This window comes from Sphingomonas citri (assembly GCF_019429485.1).
In the GTDB taxonomy this organism is placed as follows: Bacteria; Pseudomonadota; Alphaproteobacteria; order Sphingomonadales; family Sphingomonadaceae; genus Sphingomonas; species Sphingomonas citri.
Window position 1 is genome coordinate 1,397,324 of sequence record NZ_JAHXZN010000001.1, and the last position, 17,687, is coordinate 1,415,010.

The window sequence follows — 17,687 nt, forward strand, 5'->3', positions numbered from 1 at the left end:
CTCCGCTCTGGCACATCGATACCGTCGAGTGGCGTCCACCCCATCATAAACGGCCATTCAGCTGCACGATTCGGTTGATCGAAAACCGGCCATTCGTTCATACCTCCATTCTGAAGCGGTCGCGTGGAAGATGCGCGGTTGAGGCGCTGCAACTTGGAGGACCGGCTCATTCTCCCCAACGCTGCAGCGATGTTCCTCGCACGAGCTTCAGGACCGCTCTTTGACAGTATCGAGCCATCGTCCGAGCGCGTCGTTCACGGCGTCAGGCGCTTCCAGCATCAGCATGTGACCGGTCTCGACGACGGCCTCCGTGAGCGTGGTGCAATCCTCCCGCATCGGCACGGCGAGATCGCTGTGCACCGTGTCGCAGACGGTGTCCCAAGCGGCGTGGACGAACAGCGCGGGCAGATCGATCCGGCCGAACGCGGGCGCCTCCCGCGCGAAGATCGCATTGTCCGCGTCGTTGAGATACCAGGCGTTTGCTCCTCGAAAGCCTGTCCGCTCGAACGCGGTTACAAAGGCTTCGAAGGTGTCAGCGCTGAGCATCGTCTCGTCCCTCGCCATCACGGGCGCGCGCTGGTCAGGTCCGAAAAAGCCGCCGCGCGATCGCACGTCCGAGTATTTTGACGGCCTGCCAATGACATCGGGCGACGTGCGACGATACATGGCCGCGAAGGTGGCGCGGACGTCCGCCGCGAGCGCGCCCGCGGCAGGGCCGGCATGCTCGCGGTGGTAGAGCCAGTAGTCGAACTGTCCGGCCGGATGAGCCTCCATCGGGTAGAGCCCGCGGTTCACCGTCGCGATCATGTTCTCGGCGGTCGCGCCGCGGGCAAAATACGGCACGCACAGCGCCGCGACCGCTCGACATCGTTCGGGATGGTGCGCCGCTATCGACCAGACCGGTGCGCACCCCCAGTCGTGCCCGACCCAGACAGCCGGCGCCGCGCCGAGCGCGTCGTGCAGTTCGATCAAGTCGGCAGTGATCTCGCGGACCGAGTAATCCGTCACCCGCGTCGGGACCGAGGAGGCGCCGTAGCCGCGCATGTCCGGCGCCACGCATCGACAACCCGCGGCGGCGAAATGGCGCAGCTGATGCTCCCAGATGATGCCGAGCTCGGGCCACCCGTGGACGAAGATCATCAACGGCCCCTCGGCGGGTCCCGCCTCGATCCAGACAGTGCGATGGCGCGGCGTCTCACAGGCACCGCTGCGGAACCGATCGGCCGTCATGTCAGCGCTCCTTGGTAGCGATGAAGCGCCAGTCGGCGAGCACAGCGAAGCGGTGCGGCTTGGCGTGCCGGACGTAGGTGTCGCTGGCCAGGATGCGCCGCAGGTCGGCGAAGTCGGCGTAACGCACGATCGCGATCTCGTCCCACAGGTCGTCTTGGCCGACCAGAAGACCGGCGAGCTGAGCGCCAGCATAGACGAGCTCCGGCGCGATGCCGAGTTCCTCGGCAGCCAGCCGGAAGCCGCCGACATACCCATGGTAATATCCGCTCCGCGAGTCCGCGTGCGCGCCCTCGAAGCCGAGGGGGTAGTCGGGCGTCGCGCGAAAGCGGAGCAGGTTGACCATGACGACGGGTCCGTCGCCGATCGCGCGTGCGGCCTCATCCAACTCAGGGTCCTTGAGATCCATGTTCGGGTTCATCGTAGCGCTCCTTGTTGATCGAGAGACCATCGCCACGTGCGGCGCTCTTGTGTAGAGCTGGTCGAAGCAGGACGGAGTTGCCGCCGTGTCCACACCGCCCTCGTTCCAGCGCCTCATCAACCTGCTGCACTTCGCTCGCGTGGTGGACGCCGGATCCTTCGCCGAGGCCGCCCACCGCGCGGGCACGACGACCTCTGCGCTCTCGAAGGCTGTCTCGCGGTTCGAGCAGGCGCACGGCGTCCGCCTGCTCCACCGCACCACCCATGCCATCTCGCTGACGCCCGAGGGCGAGCGGCTGCTGGAGGGCACGCGCGATCTTCTGCGTGAGGCGGAACGGCTCGAGGCGGTGCTTGACCGCGCCTCCGCCAGCGGCGCGGGCGGGCGTATTCGTCTGAGCGCACCGGCGTCGCTGATCCGCGCGCGGCTGGCGCGGCAGATGCCAAGGCTGCTGCGCGCGAACCCGGGCATAGAGCTCGAGCTCAAGGCCGACGACGGCACGCTCGACCTTGCCGCCGAGGGGATCGACATCGCGATCAGGCTCGGCCCACTGGAAGGTCAGCCCGGCATCGTCGCCACGCCACTCGGTAGGTTCCCGTGGGTGCTGTGCGCGACGACGCGCTACGTCGAACTGATCGGCGCGCCACACTCTCCGGCCGACCTCGACGCGCACAAACAGATCGGCTTCCGCGATCCCGCCAGCGGCCGACTGCTCGCGTGGCAGTTCACCGACCCAGAGACCGGAACGACAATCCGGCACCTGCCCCGGCCACGTATTGTCGTAGAGGACATGAGTGCGATCTGGTCGATGATGCGCATGGGGCTTGGCCTCGCCTGGTTACCCGAGTGGGTCGGGCTGCGCGATTTGAGCGATGGGCGCATCGTCGAACTGCTTGGAGACTGGCGCGGCCCGGAAACAGCGGTCCATGCCGTCCGGCTCGACCGTCGGCACACGCCGATCCGGGTCAGGCGGCTTCTCGATGATCTTCGCGAGGCAGCCCTGGAATGGCGATCTGCCAAATCGTGAGCGGCAGCAGCCTGACGAGAAAACCTCCTCCGGTACCAGGTGCCGCACGAGTGACGGCCTCGGCGCCCGCAAGGGTCGGGTGAACGCTCTAGCTTCCCTTACCCCATGCCCACATTCGATCGCTCCTTATGGGCCCAAGCGCACCGCGAGCCACTCCTCAGAGAGGACTCAACAATCCGCCGCTAGCGCGGTTCGCTGCCGCCGTCACGAAGAGACGCTTGTTCATCGACGGGAACAAACGTCCACGTGCCCGGCCTACTTATCAAGCGACCAAGCCCGTATGGTCGTAAGATCTGCCGGTAGCCTCACCCCAGCGTCGGACGGCGGTGCCGCCGAAGATGCTCGTTAACGGCAAATCAAAGATGAAATAGGGGTTGAGCGGCGGCAGCGCTCCCGCCGCGTCGAGACGCTGCTGCTGCGATGAGGACAGCACGATGTCGAGCGACGCGACGTTCTCCCGGACCTGCTCGGGTCGGCTCGCGCCGAGCAACACGGAAGAGACGCCCGGCCGGTTCATCACCCACGCGAGCGCGACTTGCGCCATCGTCCGACCAACCTCCTCCGCCACCGCGCGCAGCTCGTCGACGATGCTGAAGTTCGCCTCTGTGAACAGCATTCCGCCATAAGGATTGTCGCCGTTCAGCCGGCCATCGCTGCCGCCACCCGGCTTTCCCCGCTTGTTAGGAACACCGCCCGCCGGCCCAAATGCTGCGAGCTTGTCGCGCCCGTACTTGCCCGTCAGCATGCCGAAGGCGAGCGGGCTCCAGGCCACCAGCCCCAGGCCCAGTGCTCGGCCTGCTGGGATCAGGTCCAGCTCGACGCCTCGATCAAGAAGCGAGTAGCTGTACTGCAGCCCGACCGGTTGCGGCAGTCCGTGGGCACGGGCCAGGGTGGCCACCTGCGCGGCATACCAAGCGGGGGCGTTGGAGAAGCCGTAGTAGAGGATATCGCCGCGGCGCACCGCATCGGTCAGCGCGCGCAGCACCTCCTCCGGCGGCGTCGTGCGGTCCCACACATGCGTCCAGTACATGTCGATATGGCCGCAGCCGAGCCGCCGCAGCGATCCCTCGAGACCATCCCGGATGTTGCGCGCCGAGTTGCCGCCCGCGAGCGGGTTGCCCGGGCAGCGCGGGAAGCCCGACTTGGTGGCGATCACCAGTCGGTCGCGACCGCCGCGCTCCCGGAGAAAGCGACCGATCATGGCCTCGCTCTCGCCGCCCGAGTAGACGTCGGCGGTATCGATGAGATTTCCACCCGCGTCGACATAGGCGTCGAAGATTGCTCGCGCTCCGTCTTCCTCGGCGCCCCATCTGCCCGCGCCGAAGGTCATCGTGCCGAGCGCCAGCGGACTCACCGCCAGGCCCGAGCGGCCCAGCGTGCGATAAGATGTCAGGTCCATGGTGCAGCACTCCTCGTTCCCGAACACAGGTACGCCCCGAGCATTGTCAGGATTAGCCGTTGCCGATCGCAAGGGCTTGTGAGCAGGATGCATCAATGCGGCGCGGTGACCTCGACGATCTCGCAGCCTTCGCCAGCGTCGCGCGGACACGCAGCTTCACGCGCGCGGCGGCTGAGCTGGGGCTATCCCCGTCCGCGCTGAGCCACGCGATGGCGGCGCTAGAGCGACGGCTCGGCGTGCGGCTGCTCGCCCGCACGACGCGCTCCGTCGCGCCCACCGCCGCCGGACAGCAGCTACTTCAATCGCTCGATCCAGCGCTGGCGCAGGTGCGGGACGGCGTGGCATCGCTCGCGGACTGGCGCGGCGCTCCGTCCGGCACCGTTCGGCTCGCGACCTTCGGCTATGCCGCGCGGACGATCCTGGCGCCGCGATTGCCGCAGTTCCTGCTCGACCATCCGGACGTTTCGGTGGAAGTGATCGTCGAGGATCGGCTGATCGACCTCGTCGCCGGCGGCTTCGATGCCGGCATCCGGCTCAGCGAGGCGGTTGAGAAGGACATGGTCGCCGTGCCGGTGGGCCCAGACCTGCGCACCGTCGTGGTCGGGACCCCCGCTTACTTCGCGCGGCACCCGCCGCCTGCAACCCTCGCCGAGCTCGATCGGCATGTCTGCGTCAACTATCGCCTGCTCGGCGGGGGTGGCCTCCTGCCGTGGGAGTTCGAGGACGCAGGGCGTGACGTGAGGCTCAAGGTGCCGGGGCAGCTGATCGTCAACGACGAGGTGCTGGCAGGCGCGGCGGTGCGCGCCGGCGTGGGCCTGGGCTACATGATGGAGCACGACGTCGCCGACGAGATCGCCGATGGTCGGCTGGTCCAGGTGCTGGCGCCCTGGTGCCCGCCCTACCCCGGCTGCCGTCTCTACTACCCCGATCGTCGGGTCTCTCCGGCATTGCGCGCGCTGATCGATGCGCTTCGCGCGTGACCTGACCCGGAAACGATCACTGCAGGCGCCCTTGTCCGCTCTCTATCTCGGCCAGTCGTTGATCCGGCGGGCAACGCTCGTGACGCTCCTCGAAGCTGTATGGGAGGGGTCACCAGCCCATGTGACCCGCGGCGATCTCTCGATCGCGAGCGGCGAGCTCCGCCTCGTCGGCCGGACACATCGTCGACATGCCTTCGTCCGCCGCCCGCTGCTGGATCTGCTCAACGAACGGCCGCAACTCGTCCTCATAATGACGGAACGCTGAAGCATGATCGTCAGGAAATCGCTCCAAAGCGGCCGCCAGGCGACCGGCACCGATGATCGCCATCGAGCCGCCGAGACCAGCGAGCGGAGAGACGCAGTAGCCCGCGTCGCCCACCAGAACGACCCGCCCACGAGACCAACATGGCATCCGGATCTGATTGATCCTGTCGAAGTAGAAGTCATCGTCGCCCGCGACGGAGGCCAGCATGTCGGGCACCTTCCAGCCCAGGTCGCCGCACCGCTGCTGGATCAGTCGCCGCTGCTGCGCGCGGTCGCGATAGTCATAGGCGATCTCGGCGTCGGTGCGGAAACCGAAGCCGATGTCGGTCCGATCATCGTAGCCGTTGAGCATGGCCATCCGCCCGGGCGCGCGGAAAACCTCGCTCGTGTCGGCGGCCACCAACCCCGTCTCTGGCACGACCTTCAGGAAGAAATACCCACCCAGAAAATAGGTGAATTGGTCTCCGTTCCCGAATACAAGTCGCCGCGTGTTCGACCGGTTGCCATCGCACCCCACCATTAAGGCGACGTCGCGGCGCTTGCCATCGTTCAAGGTCACGGACACGCTTTCGGCCTGTTCGTCGAGGCTCGAGATGGATCGGCCAAACAGCACCTCGACGTCGTTGGCCACCGCGCCGAACAGGATGTCGAGCAGATCGTCGCGATGGATCTCGTATCGTACCTCGGAGGCTTGATCGCCGCTGACCCCGATCGACCCCAGTGTCGTGTTGTCCGCGTTCTTGAACTCGAAGCGGCGCGACGGCAGTGCCTTGGCACGAACGAGCTCGACGAGCCCCATTTGTTCGAGGATCGCGATCGTCTCGCCCTCGATATCCACAGGCGTTCCACCGCGCCGCAATCCCGCAGCCGCCTCCACGACGGTGACCTGATAGCCGAGCCGGTTCAGGCCGTAGGCGGTCGCTAGGCCGGCGAAGCTGGCACCGCTGATGAGGGCCGCGCGGCGACCTACGTCTGCCCCACGCTCGTTGAAGGTTGACGACACCATAAAAACATCCTCAATCTGGACGAGCTACGGACATATACCGAGTACATGTTAATGCGCAATACGAACAATGACCTGCGGCCAGACAGGCGTACCCGCAAGCGCATGGCCACTCGCCAGGCGATCTCTGACGTCGCGACGCGCCTGTTCATGGAGCGCGGGTTCGATCAGGTGACCATCGACGAGATCGCGAACGCCGCTGACGTTGGCCGCATGACGGTCTTCAACCATTTTCCCCGCAAGGAGGACATGTTCTTCGACCGTGAGGAGGAGGCACGCGCGCTGGCGTTCGAGACGGTTCGGTCACGCACGCCGGGTAGCTCGCCGATCGAAGCCTTGGGGACCCTCGCGCACCGCATGATCGAGCAGCCGTCGGAGGCCTTTCCCTTGTTCGAAGCTACGCGGGTGTTCGTCGAGACGGCACAGGCGAGCGAGACGCTGAAGGCGCGCGCGCGGCAGATGCGCGACGATTTCGTCAAGGATCTGGCGTTACTCTTCCGGCAGGAGCTGTCCGACGAAGACGACGAGAACTTTGCCTTTCTGGCAGCGGGGCTGATCACCTCGGCATGGAGCACGGCATTCCTGCGGGCGCACGATGAACTGAGCCGGACGGGTGACGCGCAGGCCGCCAAGAGCGTCTTTCTTTCGATCGTCGATCGAGGGGTCGTCGGTGCGTTGACCGCCGTTGAAGGAACCTCGCTCGCAGGCACGCGGTGACTTAGAAACGGTCGTCGAAGGTCACCTACCCGCCCTTCAAAGGTCGGACCGCGAAGGGATCGCTTTCGGGGTCGTCGTTCCAATGGTACTCGGCGACGGCGGCTGCCGCTCTAGCCGCCGTGCGGTCATACAGACGCTCCACCAGCGCCAGCGCCATGTCGGTTCCCGCCGACACGCCGGAGGAGGTGACGTACTTGCCATCAACGACCCAGCGCGCCCGGGAACGCCAGATCACCGCGTCCGACTGGGATCTGACCCATTCGAAAGCGAGTTTGTTGGTGGTCGCCGCCCGGCCATCGAGGACGCCCGCCCTCGCCAGGATCGCCGCGCCTGTACAAACCGACGTGGTCCACGAGCTGCCCTCGTCCTGCCGGCGAACGAATGCGAGCAGCGCCGCGTCATCGACGAGGCGGCGGGTGCCCGCCCCGCCGGGCACCATCAGCACGTCGAGCGGCGGGGCGGAGGCGAACGAATGGTCCGGTGTAATCCGAACACCATGCGATGACTGCACCGGGCGTCCGTCCGCCGAAACGAACGTCAGTCCATGGTCCGCCAAACGACCCCACATCTGTACCGGGCCGAACACGTCCAGCGTCTCGAAGTCATCGAACAGGACGATGCCGATCTGCTTTGGCTTCATCACCTCCACCTGCTGGTCATGCGTAGACGCCAGTGGATCTAACCTCCCCGCGAGAGCCGACTTCGCGCCCGCGACGATCGCGGCGGCGGCGCCGCCGATCATCACTCGTCGCGTAAGCTGTTCGGCGATCGACATCGCTGCGGATGCTCTCCCGCACTGCCCAGGTCAGACAAGCGCTCACGGCGTGATTCCGGGAAACAGCTTGTCGAGGGTAATGGGAAAGTCCCGAACCCGTACACCGGTCGCGTTATAGATCGCGTTGGCGACCGCCGCACCCGAACCGCACACGCCTAGCTCTCCGATACCCTTGGCCAGCAGCGGGTTGGCCAGACGATCCCGCTCCTCGAGGTAGAGCACGTCGATGTCCGGGATGTCGGCATGCACCGGCACGTGGTATTCGCCGAGGTCGCGGTTCACGACCTTGCCCGTGCGGACATCGTGAACGAGCTCCTCGGTCAGAGCGCCGCCGATCCCGAACACGATGCCGCCGATCGCCTGGGAAGTCGCTGTCTTGGTGTTGAGAATGCGGCCGGCAGCGAACACGCTGTTCCAACGCGCGACGCGCATCTCTCCTGTGACGGCATTCACGCGCATCTCGCAGAAATGGGCGCCATAGGACGACTGGCTGAAATGGGCATTGCTCGTCCCGGGAGCTGTGGCACCATCAACCACCATGCCGTTGCCGACCAGCTCGGAGAGCGGCCGCCGAACCTCGCCGGCCACGATCATGCCGTCGGCGAAGACCGCATTCCCGCTTGTCACGCCGGCCGCCTCTGCCAGCATGACGCGCAATTTCTCGCAGGCGGCGTAGACGGCAGAGCCGGCGGTGGTCGCGCCCCAGCTACCACCCGATCCGGCGCTGGTCGGAGCGTCGGTATCGCCCAGCCGCACCTCGACCCGATCGAGCGCCACTCCCAGCAGGTCGGCAACGATCTGTGACAGGATCGTGTAGGTGCCGGTACCGATATCGGTCATCTCGGTTTCAACCGCCGCCAGTCCGTCCGCGTCGATCCGCACGCGCACTTTGGCCGGTCCGAACAGGTTGCCGCGCGCCGACGCGGCCATGCCGTGCCCGATCAGCCACTCGCCGTCCCGGCATCGCCCGGGAGCGCGGTTGCGCGCCGTCCAGCCGAACCGCTCGGCACCGACGCGCAGGCATTCGGCGAGCGAACGGCTGCTGAACGCCTGGCCGGTCTCAGGATGCACCTCGGGCTCGTTGCGCAGGCGCAATTCGACGGGATCCAGATCGAGCTTCTCCGCCAGCTCGTCCATCGCGCACTCAAGCGACAGCTGCCCCACCCCTTCGCCGGGCGCGCGCATGGAGACGCCCAGCAATTTGTTCACCCGCGCGACCTTGTGATCGACCAGACGATTGGGGGCGGCGTACAGTAGATGCGTCGCGATGCCGGCTGGCTCGAAAAACATCTCACCTTCCAGCTGATCGGTGATCGTCTCGTGCGCGATCGTGGTGAGCTTGCCGTCTGCGTCGGCGCCTAAGCGCAGGCGCTGGTGCGTGGCCGGACGTCGGCCGGTCATCTCGAAGACATGCTGGCGTGGCAACGCCACCTTGACTGGCCGGCCGAGCCGTTGCGCGGCGATCGCCGCAGCCGCCGCTTCGGGCATGAGGCCGAGCTTGCTGCCGAAGCCACCGCCCACGAACGGCGCCAGCACCCGCACCTGTGCGGTCTCAAGTCCCAGCAGCGTCGCCAGCTGGTCGCGCGTCGTCACCGGTGACTGATAACTGCCGTGCAATGTCAGGCGCCTGCCGTCCCACTGCGCCACCGTGGCATGCGGCTCCATCGGGGCATGGCTCTGACTGGGCGTGGTCCATACCTCATCGACGACGACGGCTGCCTGCTTCAGCGCGCCCGCGACATCGCCCTGTTCGGTATGGATCAGGAACAGGCCGAAGATGTCGTTGGTCGGCGGTTCTGCCGAGTCCAGCACCTCTGCCAGGTCGAAAACGCCGGGCTTTCGCTCATACGAGAGCCGCACCGCAGACGCGGCTGCGCGCGCCCGCTCGAAGCTGTCCGCCACGACCAGAGCGATCGGCTGGCCGAAATACACCACGTCGCGCGAGCCGTGCGGCGGCGCCGCAGCCCCGGCGAAGTCTCCGCCGTTGCGGATCAGTCGAGCGTCGGTGATGACGGCAAGCACGCCCGGCATCGCCTCTGCAGCCGCAGTGTCCAGCCGATCGATACGCCCGCTACCGACTGGAGCGCGCACCAACATACCGTACGCCAGATCGCCGGAACCGTGCTCGGCGGCATAGCGCGCCTGCCCGGTCACCTTGAACGGCCCGTCGACGCGGCTAACCGAAGTGCCCACGAGCGGCGCGGGCGCGGTGTCCAGCAACGAGCGCTCGAACGGCGCGTCCATGGTGATGCTCGCCTCGCTCATGCGACCGTCTCCGTCAGCTTACCCAGCACCGCAGCCAGCGTGCGGCGCAGCAGGGGTATCTTGAAGTCGTTCTCGCCGTGCCCGATCGCCGCTGCGAGCACAGTGTCCGCCGCCTGATCGAACAAGGCGCGGCTCGGCTGCTGGCCGACCAGAAGGTCTTCGGCGGCACGATCGCGCCAAGGCATGGTGCCGACGCCGCCGAAGGCCAGCGCGGCCCCGCTTATCCGATCCTGCTCCATCGAGACGATGCCGGCGACCGACACCAGCGCGAAGGCGTAGGAAGCACGATCGCGCACCTTGCGATACGTTTGCCGGCCGGTGGGGGGAGAGGGCAGCAGCACCGCGGTGATCAGTTCGCCCGGCTGCAAGTGCGTCTCTATCTGCGGCGTGTCGCCGGGCAGCCGGTAGAGCTCGTCCAGGCTCAGCGCGCGGCGCTCACCTGATGGCAGCACCGTCTCGACGCGCGCATCGAGGACGCGCATCGCCACCGCCATGTCCGACGGGTGAGACGCGATGCACTGCTCGGACGTGCCCAGGACCGCCATGATCCGGTTGAACCCGCCGATCGCCGAGCAGCCCGATCCAGGCGTGCGCTTGTTGCACGGCACGGCCGGGTCGTAGAAGAAGTAGCAGCGCGTCCGCTGGAGCAGGTTTCCCGCAGTGGTCGCCTTGTTGCGAAGCTGGGCTGACGCGCCGGCCAGAATCGCGCGCGACAGGACGGGATAACGTGCCCGGACGAGCGGGTGCGCCGCGAGATCCGCGTTCGACACCAGGGCGCCAATGCGCAGCCCACCTTCGTCGGTCCGCTCGATCTGGCGCAGATCCAGTGCGCCGATGTCCACCAGTCGGCGCGGCGCCTCGACCTGCAACTTCATCAGGTCGAGCAGGTTGGTGCCGCCGGCGATGAAGCGCGCGCCGTCGCGCGACTGAGCGGCGGAGAGGGCCTGATCGCGGTCTGCCGCGCGCAGATAGTCGAAGGCGATCATGCCCCCTCCCCCTCCCTGCTGGCAGCATAGGATTGGATCGCCGCCACGATCCGCGGGTAGGCTGCGCACCGGCAGAGATTACCGCTCATCCGCTCGCAGATCTCGCCGAGATCGAGTGGCGGCGCGGGCATCAGGTCACCACTGACATGGCTCGGCCAGCCGGCAGCGACTTCCTCCAGCATGCCGAGGGCCGAGCAGATCTGCCCGGACGTGCAGTAGCCGCATTGGAACCCGTCCGCGTCGATGAACGCGGTCTGCAACGGGTGCAACGCGCCGGGTGCCCCCACACCCTCGATCGTGGTGATCTCGTCGTCGGCGTGCATCATTGCCAGCGAAAGGCAGCTGTTGATCCGTCGGCCGTTCACCAGCACGGTGCAGGCGCCGCATTGGCCATGATCGCACCCTTTCTTGGTCCCGGTCAGTCCGAAGCGCTCGCGCAGGGCATCGAGCAGCGTAGTGCGGGTGTCGATCCGCACCGAATGTGGTACGCCGTTGACCCGCAATGTGAGCGGGGCTTCGACCTCGGCGTCGATCCAATCCATCGCCGCCCCGTCACGGCCTGGGGCGCGCGAGCGCCGCCTTGAACGTCGGAATGTCGAGGAAGGCCGTGACCTCCACGATCCGGGACCCGCGCACCGTCAAGATCCAGAGATAGGTGTTGCGGTATCGCGTGCCGTCGGGGAACGGAGCAGTTCCGTCCCATTGCACGATCACATCGTCGCCGTCGGCCCAGATGCGCTTGACCTCCGGCCTCAAGGGCGCCGCCAGTCGCTCGCGCAGCGGCCCTGCCGCAGCGTCGAGAAGCGCCTGGCGCGAACGGTGGGTTTGCGAGACCGCCGGATCGTTGCCGGTGATGTGCCATACCACGTCATCGGCGAGCAGGCTGAAAACATCGCCTTCGCCTCTCGCCCATTTAGCGAACGCCTCGGCGATGAAGGCACGACTGCCCTCCGTTGTTGACGCCGTCACGGCCGGTCTCTCCTGTGCAAGCGCTGGCGCAGACCCGATGCCGATGAGAGCCAGCGAAGCCAGGGGCGACACAATTACCGGTGTCATCTGCGACAGCCTCCCACGCGCAACGATGCGCAGTTGAGGCGTTAACACGCAGGCCCAGCGAGCGTCTGTCGCCTAAACGTCTCGCGTAGACGGACCGTCAGTCACGTCCAGGATGAGCAGGCGACCGTTCCCTCACATTTCTCCCCATAGCGGCGGATAAAATCTTTGAAGGCCTCAATCGCGTGCGATTGATGCGCTTGTGCCGGCGTATAAAGGTACCCCGGCCATTGCAGGTGGTTCCACTCCGGCAGCACCTCCACCAAACGACCGGTACGGAGGTGTTCTGACGCTACGACGTCGAGGAGCCGGACGATCCCGAAATCGTTGAGTGCGGCGGCGACGAGCGAAGGCGCATCATTCAACGTCAAGCCGCAGTCGGGCGCCACGACGTGCTGCTCACCCGCTGCGTTGACGAAGTGCCAGAGGTGGGGCCTGCCCGTTGTGTCATCGAACATACGCACACAGGTATGCCCGCTCAGCAGGTCATGCGGCGCAGCCGGCGTGCCATGCCTGGCGATATACTCTGCACTGGCGCAGGTTACCACGCGACTTTGCAGCAGCAGCTGCTTGTTGAGATCACGCGCTTCCGGCTCGCCGAAGCGAAGGGCGAGATCGACGCCCTCCGCCAGGAGATTATCAACACGGTCACGCACGAGCACATCGACCTTCACTTTCGGGTATTCGGCTAGAAAGCGCGGGAGCAGTGGGATGAGCAGATACGGTCCGAACGCCCCGTCGGTGGTAATCCTGATCCGGCCCTTCACCTTGTCGGGCCGAGAAGGCGTCGCGATGCGGCCGAGCTCGGCGAGTAGCGGAGTGACTTCCTCCAGCAACGCACGTCCTTCATCGGTGAGTTTGAGGTGCCGGCTGGTGCGGTCGAACAGCCGCATCCCTGTCCGTTCCTCGAGCCGCCCAATCGCCTTGCCGACGCCCGACCGCGACAATCCTATCTGTTCGGCCGCGCGCCCATAGCTTTCGGCACGCGCAACGGCGACGAACACGGTTATTCCGGAGATGATCCGACCGTCGAACAGCACGCGAGGCCAAACTCCTTTCCCGTCATTCAGAAGCAATGGGTCGTTCAGCCCGCCAGTGTCTTCGCCGAGAATCGACGCGGCGGGCTGAGTGCTTTTCAGCTCGCTTACGCAGCGTATCTGGCAGAGAGGGGCAGCAGCGCAATCACCGAGCGAGGCGACCAGACTACCGCATCTGCCGCGCTGCTCACGAAGGGTGGCGATCGCGTCCGCTCCGATCAGGGAGCCTCCCTCGAGGTTTCGCCGCAAGCCTTTGTAACCCAAGGATAGCGACGGTCGAGCCCCCCTCCCGAGGAGTTGTGTGACCCTTGGACGCTCCTTTTTGTCCGCCCTGAGCCGATCTTATGGCGCCGCCGCTCACCGACGAACGAGTTCCAGGGCGCTCGGCGACGACCAGCCGGGAGGGATCCGCGATCGCGTACGTTCCGCATGCTAATTGGCTCCGCGGACCGGTCTGATATCGCCAGAAGAGGAACTGCAATGATCGCGGTCGCAGTAAAAACTTTATAGAAGTCTGCGACGATAAGCATGCCAGTCTGTGCGACCCCGCCGGCTTCAGCGATCCACCATCGTCAGCGCCTTCTCACCGTAGCGCTCGCCTGATACGCCGAGCGTCGCCACGGCGCCGTCCAGACGCGCTACGTCGTCCTGCGAAAGCATCAAGTCGTCAGCGGCGAGGTTCTCCTCCAGATAGCTTCGTCGCTTCGTCCCCGGGATCGGGACGATGCCATTCCCCTTCTGAAGCAACCAGGCGAGCGCCACTTGCCCCGGCGTCGCGCCGTATGGTGCCGCGATCTCGCGTACCAAGTCGGCGATACGTTGATTGGCGTCGAAGTTCGCACCCTGCAAACGGGGATCGCCCGTTGAGCGGAAATCTCCGGCAGGATAGTCCTCCGCGCGCTTGGCCGTACCCGTCAGGAACCCCCGACCGAGAGGGCTGAAAGGAACGAGGCCGATGCCCAGCTCTGCGAGCAGCGGCAGGATCTCGTCATCGAGGTTCCGCTCCCAAATAGAATACTCGCTCTGCAAGGCGGCGACAGGTGCTGTCAGTCTAACGCGAACTCGTCTCTGCACGATGCACCTCGAGCTTTGTGGGCAACGGATCAGCTGGCGAGCGCCTGCCACTGAGCCAGCGCCGCGGAGCGGCGTTGCTTGTAGGTCTGACGGTCGACGAGGTGACGTTCGTGGTTGAAGTGATTGTGGACGTTGGCGTGGACCGAGGCGAACTTCTGTAACGTTCGCATCTGTCGGAAGCGCAGCATCGCTCGCTCTCGTCGCCTGAAGGGCAGGTGCGAGTTCTCCACCCGGTTGTTAGCCCAGCGACCCACCTCCTGCTTCTCGCGGTTGCCAAGCTCGGTCAACGCGGCACCGTAGGAGCGCAGACCATCGGTGATGATCGCCTCAGGTGAGCCGTGGCGCTTGAGCGCCTTCTTCATGAAGGAGAGCGCTGCCTTCTTGTCGCGTGTCCTGGTAACGTAGCTCTCGAGGATTTCGCCCTCGTGATCCACCGCTCGCCACAGGTAGACCATCTCGCCATTCAACTTCACGTACATTTCATCGAGGTGCCAGCGCCAGTGCCGGAAGCCGCGCATGCGGCTCACCCGCTGCCGCCGCACCTCGCCCGCGAACAGCGGACCGAACCTGTTCCACCACAGCCTCACCGTCTCGTGGCAGATGTCGATCCCGCGCTCGAACAGCAGGTCTTCCACGTTCCGCAGCGACAGCGGGAAGCGCACATACATCAGCACCACCAGGCGGATCACCTCGGGCGACGAGTTGAAGTAGCGAAACGGACTGGCTGGCTTGCGCGGGCGGGGCATGCCCCTCTCCTACCCCGGCGAGCTCCGGGAGTGCATTAGCTTTGACAGAGCCGCATCGAGCGCCGTTCCCAGCCACCTCAAGGTCAATCGCGTCAGCACCAGGAGAAGGCACCATCTGGCCATCAGCTCTCTAGGCGTGGTCCATCTTGCGATCGCGAGAGATAGGCGCAGATTTGTCCGCCAACTAGGCACCTTTGTGCACCAATCCTTGCCTCGCCGCTCATCAGCCGCGACACTGCACCATGGATGAGGCGAAACGCGCGACGCTGGCGGGTCTGACGGCGACGGCCGTGGTCGCCTCGGCGAGCCCTGGTGCCGGCGCCGAGTGGCGGCAAGACGGTGTCGATCCGCTCGATCGACGCATGGCCGGCTATGATCCCGTGTGGCGCAGCGCCAGCCGCAACGCGGGCGAGTCAATGCCCTGCGGGGCGGGCGATATCGGGCTGAACGTGTGGGTCGAGGGCGACGACGTGCTGTTCTACGTCGCCCGCAGCGGCGCGTTCGACGAGACCAACAGCTATCTAAAGCTCGGCCGCGCGCGGCTCCGCTTCGATCCGTCGCCGTTCGGCCGCGGCGCCTCCTTCGAGCAGCGCCTCAACCTCGTGACGGGCGAGATGGTGGTGACCTGCGGCGATATCGTCGTCACGCTGTGGGCGGACGTCGCGGCACCGATCGTCCGCGTCGCGGTTGAGAGCACCGCCGCTGTCGCGATGACGGCGACCTGGGAAAGCTGGCGAACGCACGACCGCGACTATCTGCTGGCCGAGATGTCGATGCACCGCGCCTATGATGGCGCGCCCGTCACACCGCACCAATATGCCGATGAGGTCGGCTTCGCAGAGGGTGGTGTGCTCAGCCTTCACCACAATCGAGACGACAGCGTCTTCGACCTGCTCGTCGAGCAGCAGGGGCTGGATAAGGTAAAGGCTCAGCTGTGCAACCCGCTCGCCGGGCTGGGCTTCGGCGCCTTGTTGCGCGGTGACGGGTTCGTTCCTGCCGGTACGGCCGAGGGACGATATGCCAGCACCGCCTTCATCGGCTGGACGCTCGGCAGCCGCCGCCCGCGGCGCCGGCACGCGCTCCGCCTCTTCTGCCACATCGCCCAGGTGCCGACGCGCGATGAGTGGATCGCGGGCCTGCGCCGGCTGGCTATGTCGGATCCGGGCGCGGCAGTGTCTCGCCGGCGCAGCCGACGATGGTGGCGGTCCTTCTGGGAGCGCAGCTGGATCGTGGTCGAGCCCGGCGGCGCTCGGCCGAACAGCCAGCCGTGGCGCATCGGGCGCAACTACCAGCTCTTCCGCCACCAGCTTGGCACCAACGCACGCGGCGCCTGGCCGACCAAGTTCAATGGTGGCAATTTCACGGTCGACCCCGAGTTTACCCAGCCCGAGCTGCGCCTCTCACCCGATTATCGCGCCTGGGGCGGCGGCGAGTTCACCGCGCAGAACCAGCGGCTGGTCCATTGGCCGATGCTGAAGAGCGGCGACGCCGACCTCATGCGACCGCAACTCGACTTCTACCGTCGGCTCCGCCGCACGGCGGAGCTGCGGACGCAGCGTTATTGGGGGCACAAGGGCGCATGTTTCGTCGAGCAGATCGAGAATTTCGGCCTCTGCTGCGGGCAGGAGTGGGGCTGGCAGCGGACCTGGAACAAGCCCGCCACACGCATGCCTGGGGTGGAGGACAGCGCCTTCGTCGATTATCTCTGGGACACCGTCCTCGAATTCTGCCTCATGATGCTTGAGGTCGGTCGTTTCACCGGTGCCGACGTGTCGGGCGACCTCGCGTTCGTCGACAGCTGCCTCACCTTCTTCGACGAGCATTACCGGCGGGAGCACGCGCGCATCACCGGATCCGAGCTGGGCGCCGACGGCAAACTGGTCCTCTTCCCGGGCACCGCGTGCGAGACCTACAAGAACACGCTGAACTCGACCGTCACCATCGCCGGCCTGGACGCAGTTCTGGCCGCCCTGCTCGCCCTGCCCGAACGGATGCTCGGCACGGCGCTTCGCGCGCGCTACGCTGCCCTGCGCGCGACCTTGCCGACGCTCCCGACCCGCCGCATGGGCGACCGTGAGGTGATCGCGCCCGCCGCGCTATGGGACCGTATCCAGAACGTCGAGATCCCGCAGCTGTACCCGGTTTTTCCATACCATCGCTTCGGCGTCGGCCTCCCCGACCTTCAACTCGCGGTCGACACCTGGCACCACGGGATCGACACGGCTGCGCAGAAGGACATCAAGAGCTGGCACCAGGATGCGATCTTCTGCGCCCGCCTTGGCCTGACCGACGAGGCTGCCAAGCTCACCGCGCACAAGTTGGACGATTCGGGCCGCCGCTATCCGACCTTCTGGGGTCCCGGTCACGACTGGGCGCCGGATCATAACTGGGGCGGGTCGGGGATGATCGGTCTACAGGAGATGCTGATGCAGACGCCCGGCAACTCGATCCACCTCTTCCCCGCCTGGCCACGCGATTGGGACGTCGACTTTCGCCTTCACGCGCCGCACGGCACCCGCGTCGATGCCACCCTGCAAGCGGGCCGGTTGGTCGCGCTGTTGGTTGAACCCCCTGCCGCCCAGTCGCGGGTGGTGCTGCCGGCATGGGCGAACGGCCTTGAGCCTAGCTAGACCCAATTTCGGTCACTCAGGGCCGCCTGTCGGCCGCCCAATTTCGGACGCTTGTTCACCTCATCGCGCGCGACAGCACGCCGGAC

At 66.2% G+C, this 17,687-nt stretch carries 16 protein-coding genes; 4 read left to right on the forward strand and 12 right to left on the reverse strand.

The genetic code is table 11. The features are described 5' to 3' along the window. Nucleotides 1-207 precede the first annotated feature (207 nt). Both KZ820_RS06485 and KZ820_RS06490 read right to left on the reverse strand, forming a co-directional pair. Entirely contained in the window at nt 208-1,230 is a 1,023-nt protein-coding gene (locus tag KZ820_RS06485) for an alpha/beta fold hydrolase (protein ID WP_219747745.1), read from the reverse strand. Between the two features lies 1 nt (nt 1,231). Next, a complete protein-coding gene (locus tag KZ820_RS06490) occupies nt 1,232-1,648 on the reverse strand; it encodes a hypothetical protein (RefSeq protein ID WP_219747746.1) in 417 nt (138 codons plus the stop codon). 85 nt (nt 1,649-1,733) lie between these two features. On the opposite strand from KZ820_RS06490, the gene KZ820_RS06495 reads away from it, so the two are divergent. Continuing rightward, nucleotides 1,734-2,672, forward strand: coding sequence for a LysR family transcriptional regulator (locus tag KZ820_RS06495; protein WP_219747747.1), 939 nt, complete (start codon nt 1,734-1,736; stop codon nt 2,670-2,672). Nucleotides 2,673-2,934: 262 nt separating this feature from the next. Here the strand turns inward: KZ820_RS06495 and KZ820_RS06500 are convergent, their stop codons facing one another. After that, nucleotides 2,935-4,071, reverse strand: a complete 1,137-nt coding sequence (locus KZ820_RS06500) for an aldo/keto reductase (RefSeq protein ID WP_219748139.1) — start codon at nt 4,069-4,071, stop codon at nt 2,935-2,937. Between the two features lie 95 nt (nt 4,072-4,166). Between KZ820_RS06500 and KZ820_RS06505 the strand changes: the two genes are divergently transcribed. Then, nucleotides 4,167-5,051 carry a LysR family transcriptional regulator gene (locus tag KZ820_RS06505; RefSeq protein ID WP_219747748.1) on the forward strand — a complete coding sequence of 295 codons (885 nt, stop codon included), beginning with the start codon at nt 4,167-4,169 and terminating at the stop codon, nt 5,049-5,051. A gap of 109 nt (nt 5,052-5,160) precedes the next feature. Here KZ820_RS06505 and KZ820_RS06510 read toward each other — a convergent pair whose 3' ends face one another. Further along, entirely contained in the window at nt 5,161-6,321 is a 1,161-nt protein-coding gene (locus KZ820_RS06510) for an FAD-dependent monooxygenase (protein ID WP_219747749.1), read from the reverse strand. A 51-nt stretch (nt 6,322-6,372) separates the two neighbouring features. On the opposite strand from KZ820_RS06510, the gene KZ820_RS06515 reads away from it, so the two are divergent. Further along, nucleotides 6,373-7,035 carry a TetR/AcrR family transcriptional regulator gene (locus KZ820_RS06515; protein ID WP_219747750.1) on the forward strand — a complete coding sequence of 221 codons (663 nt, stop codon included), beginning with the start codon at nt 6,373-6,375 and terminating at the stop codon, nt 7,033-7,035. 25 nt (nt 7,036-7,060) lie between these two features. Here KZ820_RS06515 and KZ820_RS06520 read toward each other — a convergent pair whose 3' ends face one another. The 8 genes from KZ820_RS06520 to KZ820_RS06555 all read right to left on the reverse strand — a co-directional run bounded on the left by KZ820_RS06520 (nt 7,061) and on the right by KZ820_RS06555 (nt 14,971). Next, nucleotides 7,061-7,810, reverse strand: a complete 750-nt coding sequence (locus KZ820_RS06520) for a DJ-1/PfpI family protein (RefSeq protein ID WP_219747751.1) — start codon at nt 7,808-7,810, stop codon at nt 7,061-7,063. A 42-nt stretch (nt 7,811-7,852) separates the two neighbouring features. Further along, the gene (locus KZ820_RS06525) at nt 7,853-10,075 is read right to left on the reverse strand and encodes a xanthine dehydrogenase family protein molybdopterin-binding subunit (RefSeq protein ID WP_219747752.1); all 2,223 of its coding nucleotides are present in this window, start codon (nt 10,073-10,075) and stop codon (nt 7,853-7,855) included. Next, nucleotides 10,072-11,061, reverse strand: coding sequence for an FAD binding domain-containing protein (locus KZ820_RS06530; RefSeq protein ID WP_219747753.1), 990 nt, complete (start codon nt 11,059-11,061; stop codon nt 10,072-10,074). The genes KZ820_RS06525 and KZ820_RS06530 overlap by 4 nt, the downstream gene beginning before the upstream one ends. Next, entirely contained in the window at nt 11,058-11,603 is a 546-nt protein-coding gene (locus tag KZ820_RS06535) for a 2Fe-2S iron-sulfur cluster-binding protein (protein ID WP_219747754.1), read from the reverse strand. The genes KZ820_RS06530 and KZ820_RS06535 overlap by 4 nt, the downstream gene beginning before the upstream one ends. A 10-nt stretch (nt 11,604-11,613) precedes the next feature. Next, nucleotides 11,614-12,030 carry a nuclear transport factor 2 family protein gene (locus KZ820_RS06540; protein WP_219747755.1) on the reverse strand — a complete coding sequence of 139 codons (417 nt, stop codon included), beginning with the start codon at nt 12,028-12,030 and terminating at the stop codon, nt 11,614-11,616. A 188-nt stretch (nt 12,031-12,218) separates the two neighbouring features. After that, on the reverse strand, nt 12,219-13,154 hold the full coding sequence (locus KZ820_RS06545; RefSeq protein ID WP_219747756.1) for a LysR family transcriptional regulator: 936 nt from the start codon (nt 13,152-13,154) through the stop codon (nt 12,219-12,221). A 552-nt stretch (nt 13,155-13,706) separates the two neighbouring features. Then, nucleotides 13,707-14,276 (reverse strand): aldo/keto reductase, encoded by a 570-nt coding sequence (locus KZ820_RS06550; RefSeq protein WP_308462146.1) that lies wholly within the window; start codon nt 14,274-14,276, stop codon nt 13,707-13,709. After that, nucleotides 14,255-14,971: an IS6 family transposase gene (locus tag KZ820_RS06555; protein ID WP_219747758.1), complete on the reverse strand. Its 717-nt coding sequence runs from the start codon at nt 14,969-14,971 to the stop codon at nt 14,255-14,257. Before KZ820_RS06555 ends, KZ820_RS06550 begins: the two co-directional genes overlap by 22 nt. A gap of 242 nt (nt 14,972-15,213) precedes the next feature. Here KZ820_RS06555 and KZ820_RS06560 point away from each other — a divergent pair, with 242 nt between their 5' ends. Beyond that, a complete protein-coding gene (locus KZ820_RS06560) occupies nt 15,214-17,601 on the forward strand; it encodes a DUF5703 domain-containing protein (RefSeq protein WP_219747759.1) in 2,388 nt (795 codons plus the stop codon). Nucleotides 17,602-17,687 lie beyond the last annotated feature (86 nt).

What these genes read in the sequence shown, in the direction of transcription:
- KZ820_RS06485 (WP_219747745.1), bottom strand. Translation starts at nt 1,230, where the DNA reads ATGACGGCCGATCGGTTCCGCAGCGGTGCCTGTGAGACGCCGCGCCAT.
- KZ820_RS06490 (WP_219747746.1), bottom strand. Translation starts at nt 1,648, where the DNA reads ATGAACCCGAACATGGATCTCAAGGACCCTGAGTTGGATGAGGCCGCA.
- KZ820_RS06500 (WP_219748139.1), bottom strand. Translation starts at nt 4,071, where the DNA reads ATGGACCTGACATCTTATCGCACGCTGGGCCGCTCGGGCCTGGCGGTG.
- KZ820_RS06505 (WP_219747748.1), top strand. Translation starts at nt 4,167, where the DNA reads ATGCGGCGCGGTGACCTCGACGATCTCGCAGCCTTCGCCAGCGTCGCG.
- KZ820_RS06510 (WP_219747749.1), bottom strand. Translation starts at nt 6,321, where the DNA reads ATGGTGTCGTCAACCTTCAACGAGCGTGGGGCAGACGTAGGTCGCCGC.
- KZ820_RS06515 (WP_219747750.1), top strand. Translation starts at nt 6,373, where the DNA reads ATGCGCAATACGAACAATGACCTGCGGCCAGACAGGCGTACCCGCAAG.
- KZ820_RS06520 (WP_219747751.1), bottom strand. Translation starts at nt 7,810, where the DNA reads ATGTCGATCGCCGAACAGCTTACGCGACGAGTGATGATCGGCGGCGCC.
- KZ820_RS06525 (WP_219747752.1), bottom strand. Translation starts at nt 10,075, where the DNA reads ATGAGCGAGGCGAGCATCACCATGGACGCGCCGTTCGAGCGCTCGTTG.
- KZ820_RS06530 (WP_219747753.1), bottom strand. Translation starts at nt 11,061, where the DNA reads ATGATCGCCTTCGACTATCTGCGCGCGGCAGACCGCGATCAGGCCCTC.
- KZ820_RS06535 (WP_219747754.1), bottom strand. Translation starts at nt 11,603, where the DNA reads ATGGATTGGATCGACGCCGAGGTCGAAGCCCCGCTCACATTGCGGGTC.
- KZ820_RS06555 (WP_219747758.1), bottom strand. Translation starts at nt 14,971, where the DNA reads ATGCCCCGCCCGCGCAAGCCAGCCAGTCCGTTTCGCTACTTCAACTCG.
- KZ820_RS06560 (WP_219747759.1), top strand. Translation starts at nt 15,214, where the DNA reads ATGGATGAGGCGAAACGCGCGACGCTGGCGGGTCTGACGGCGACGGCC.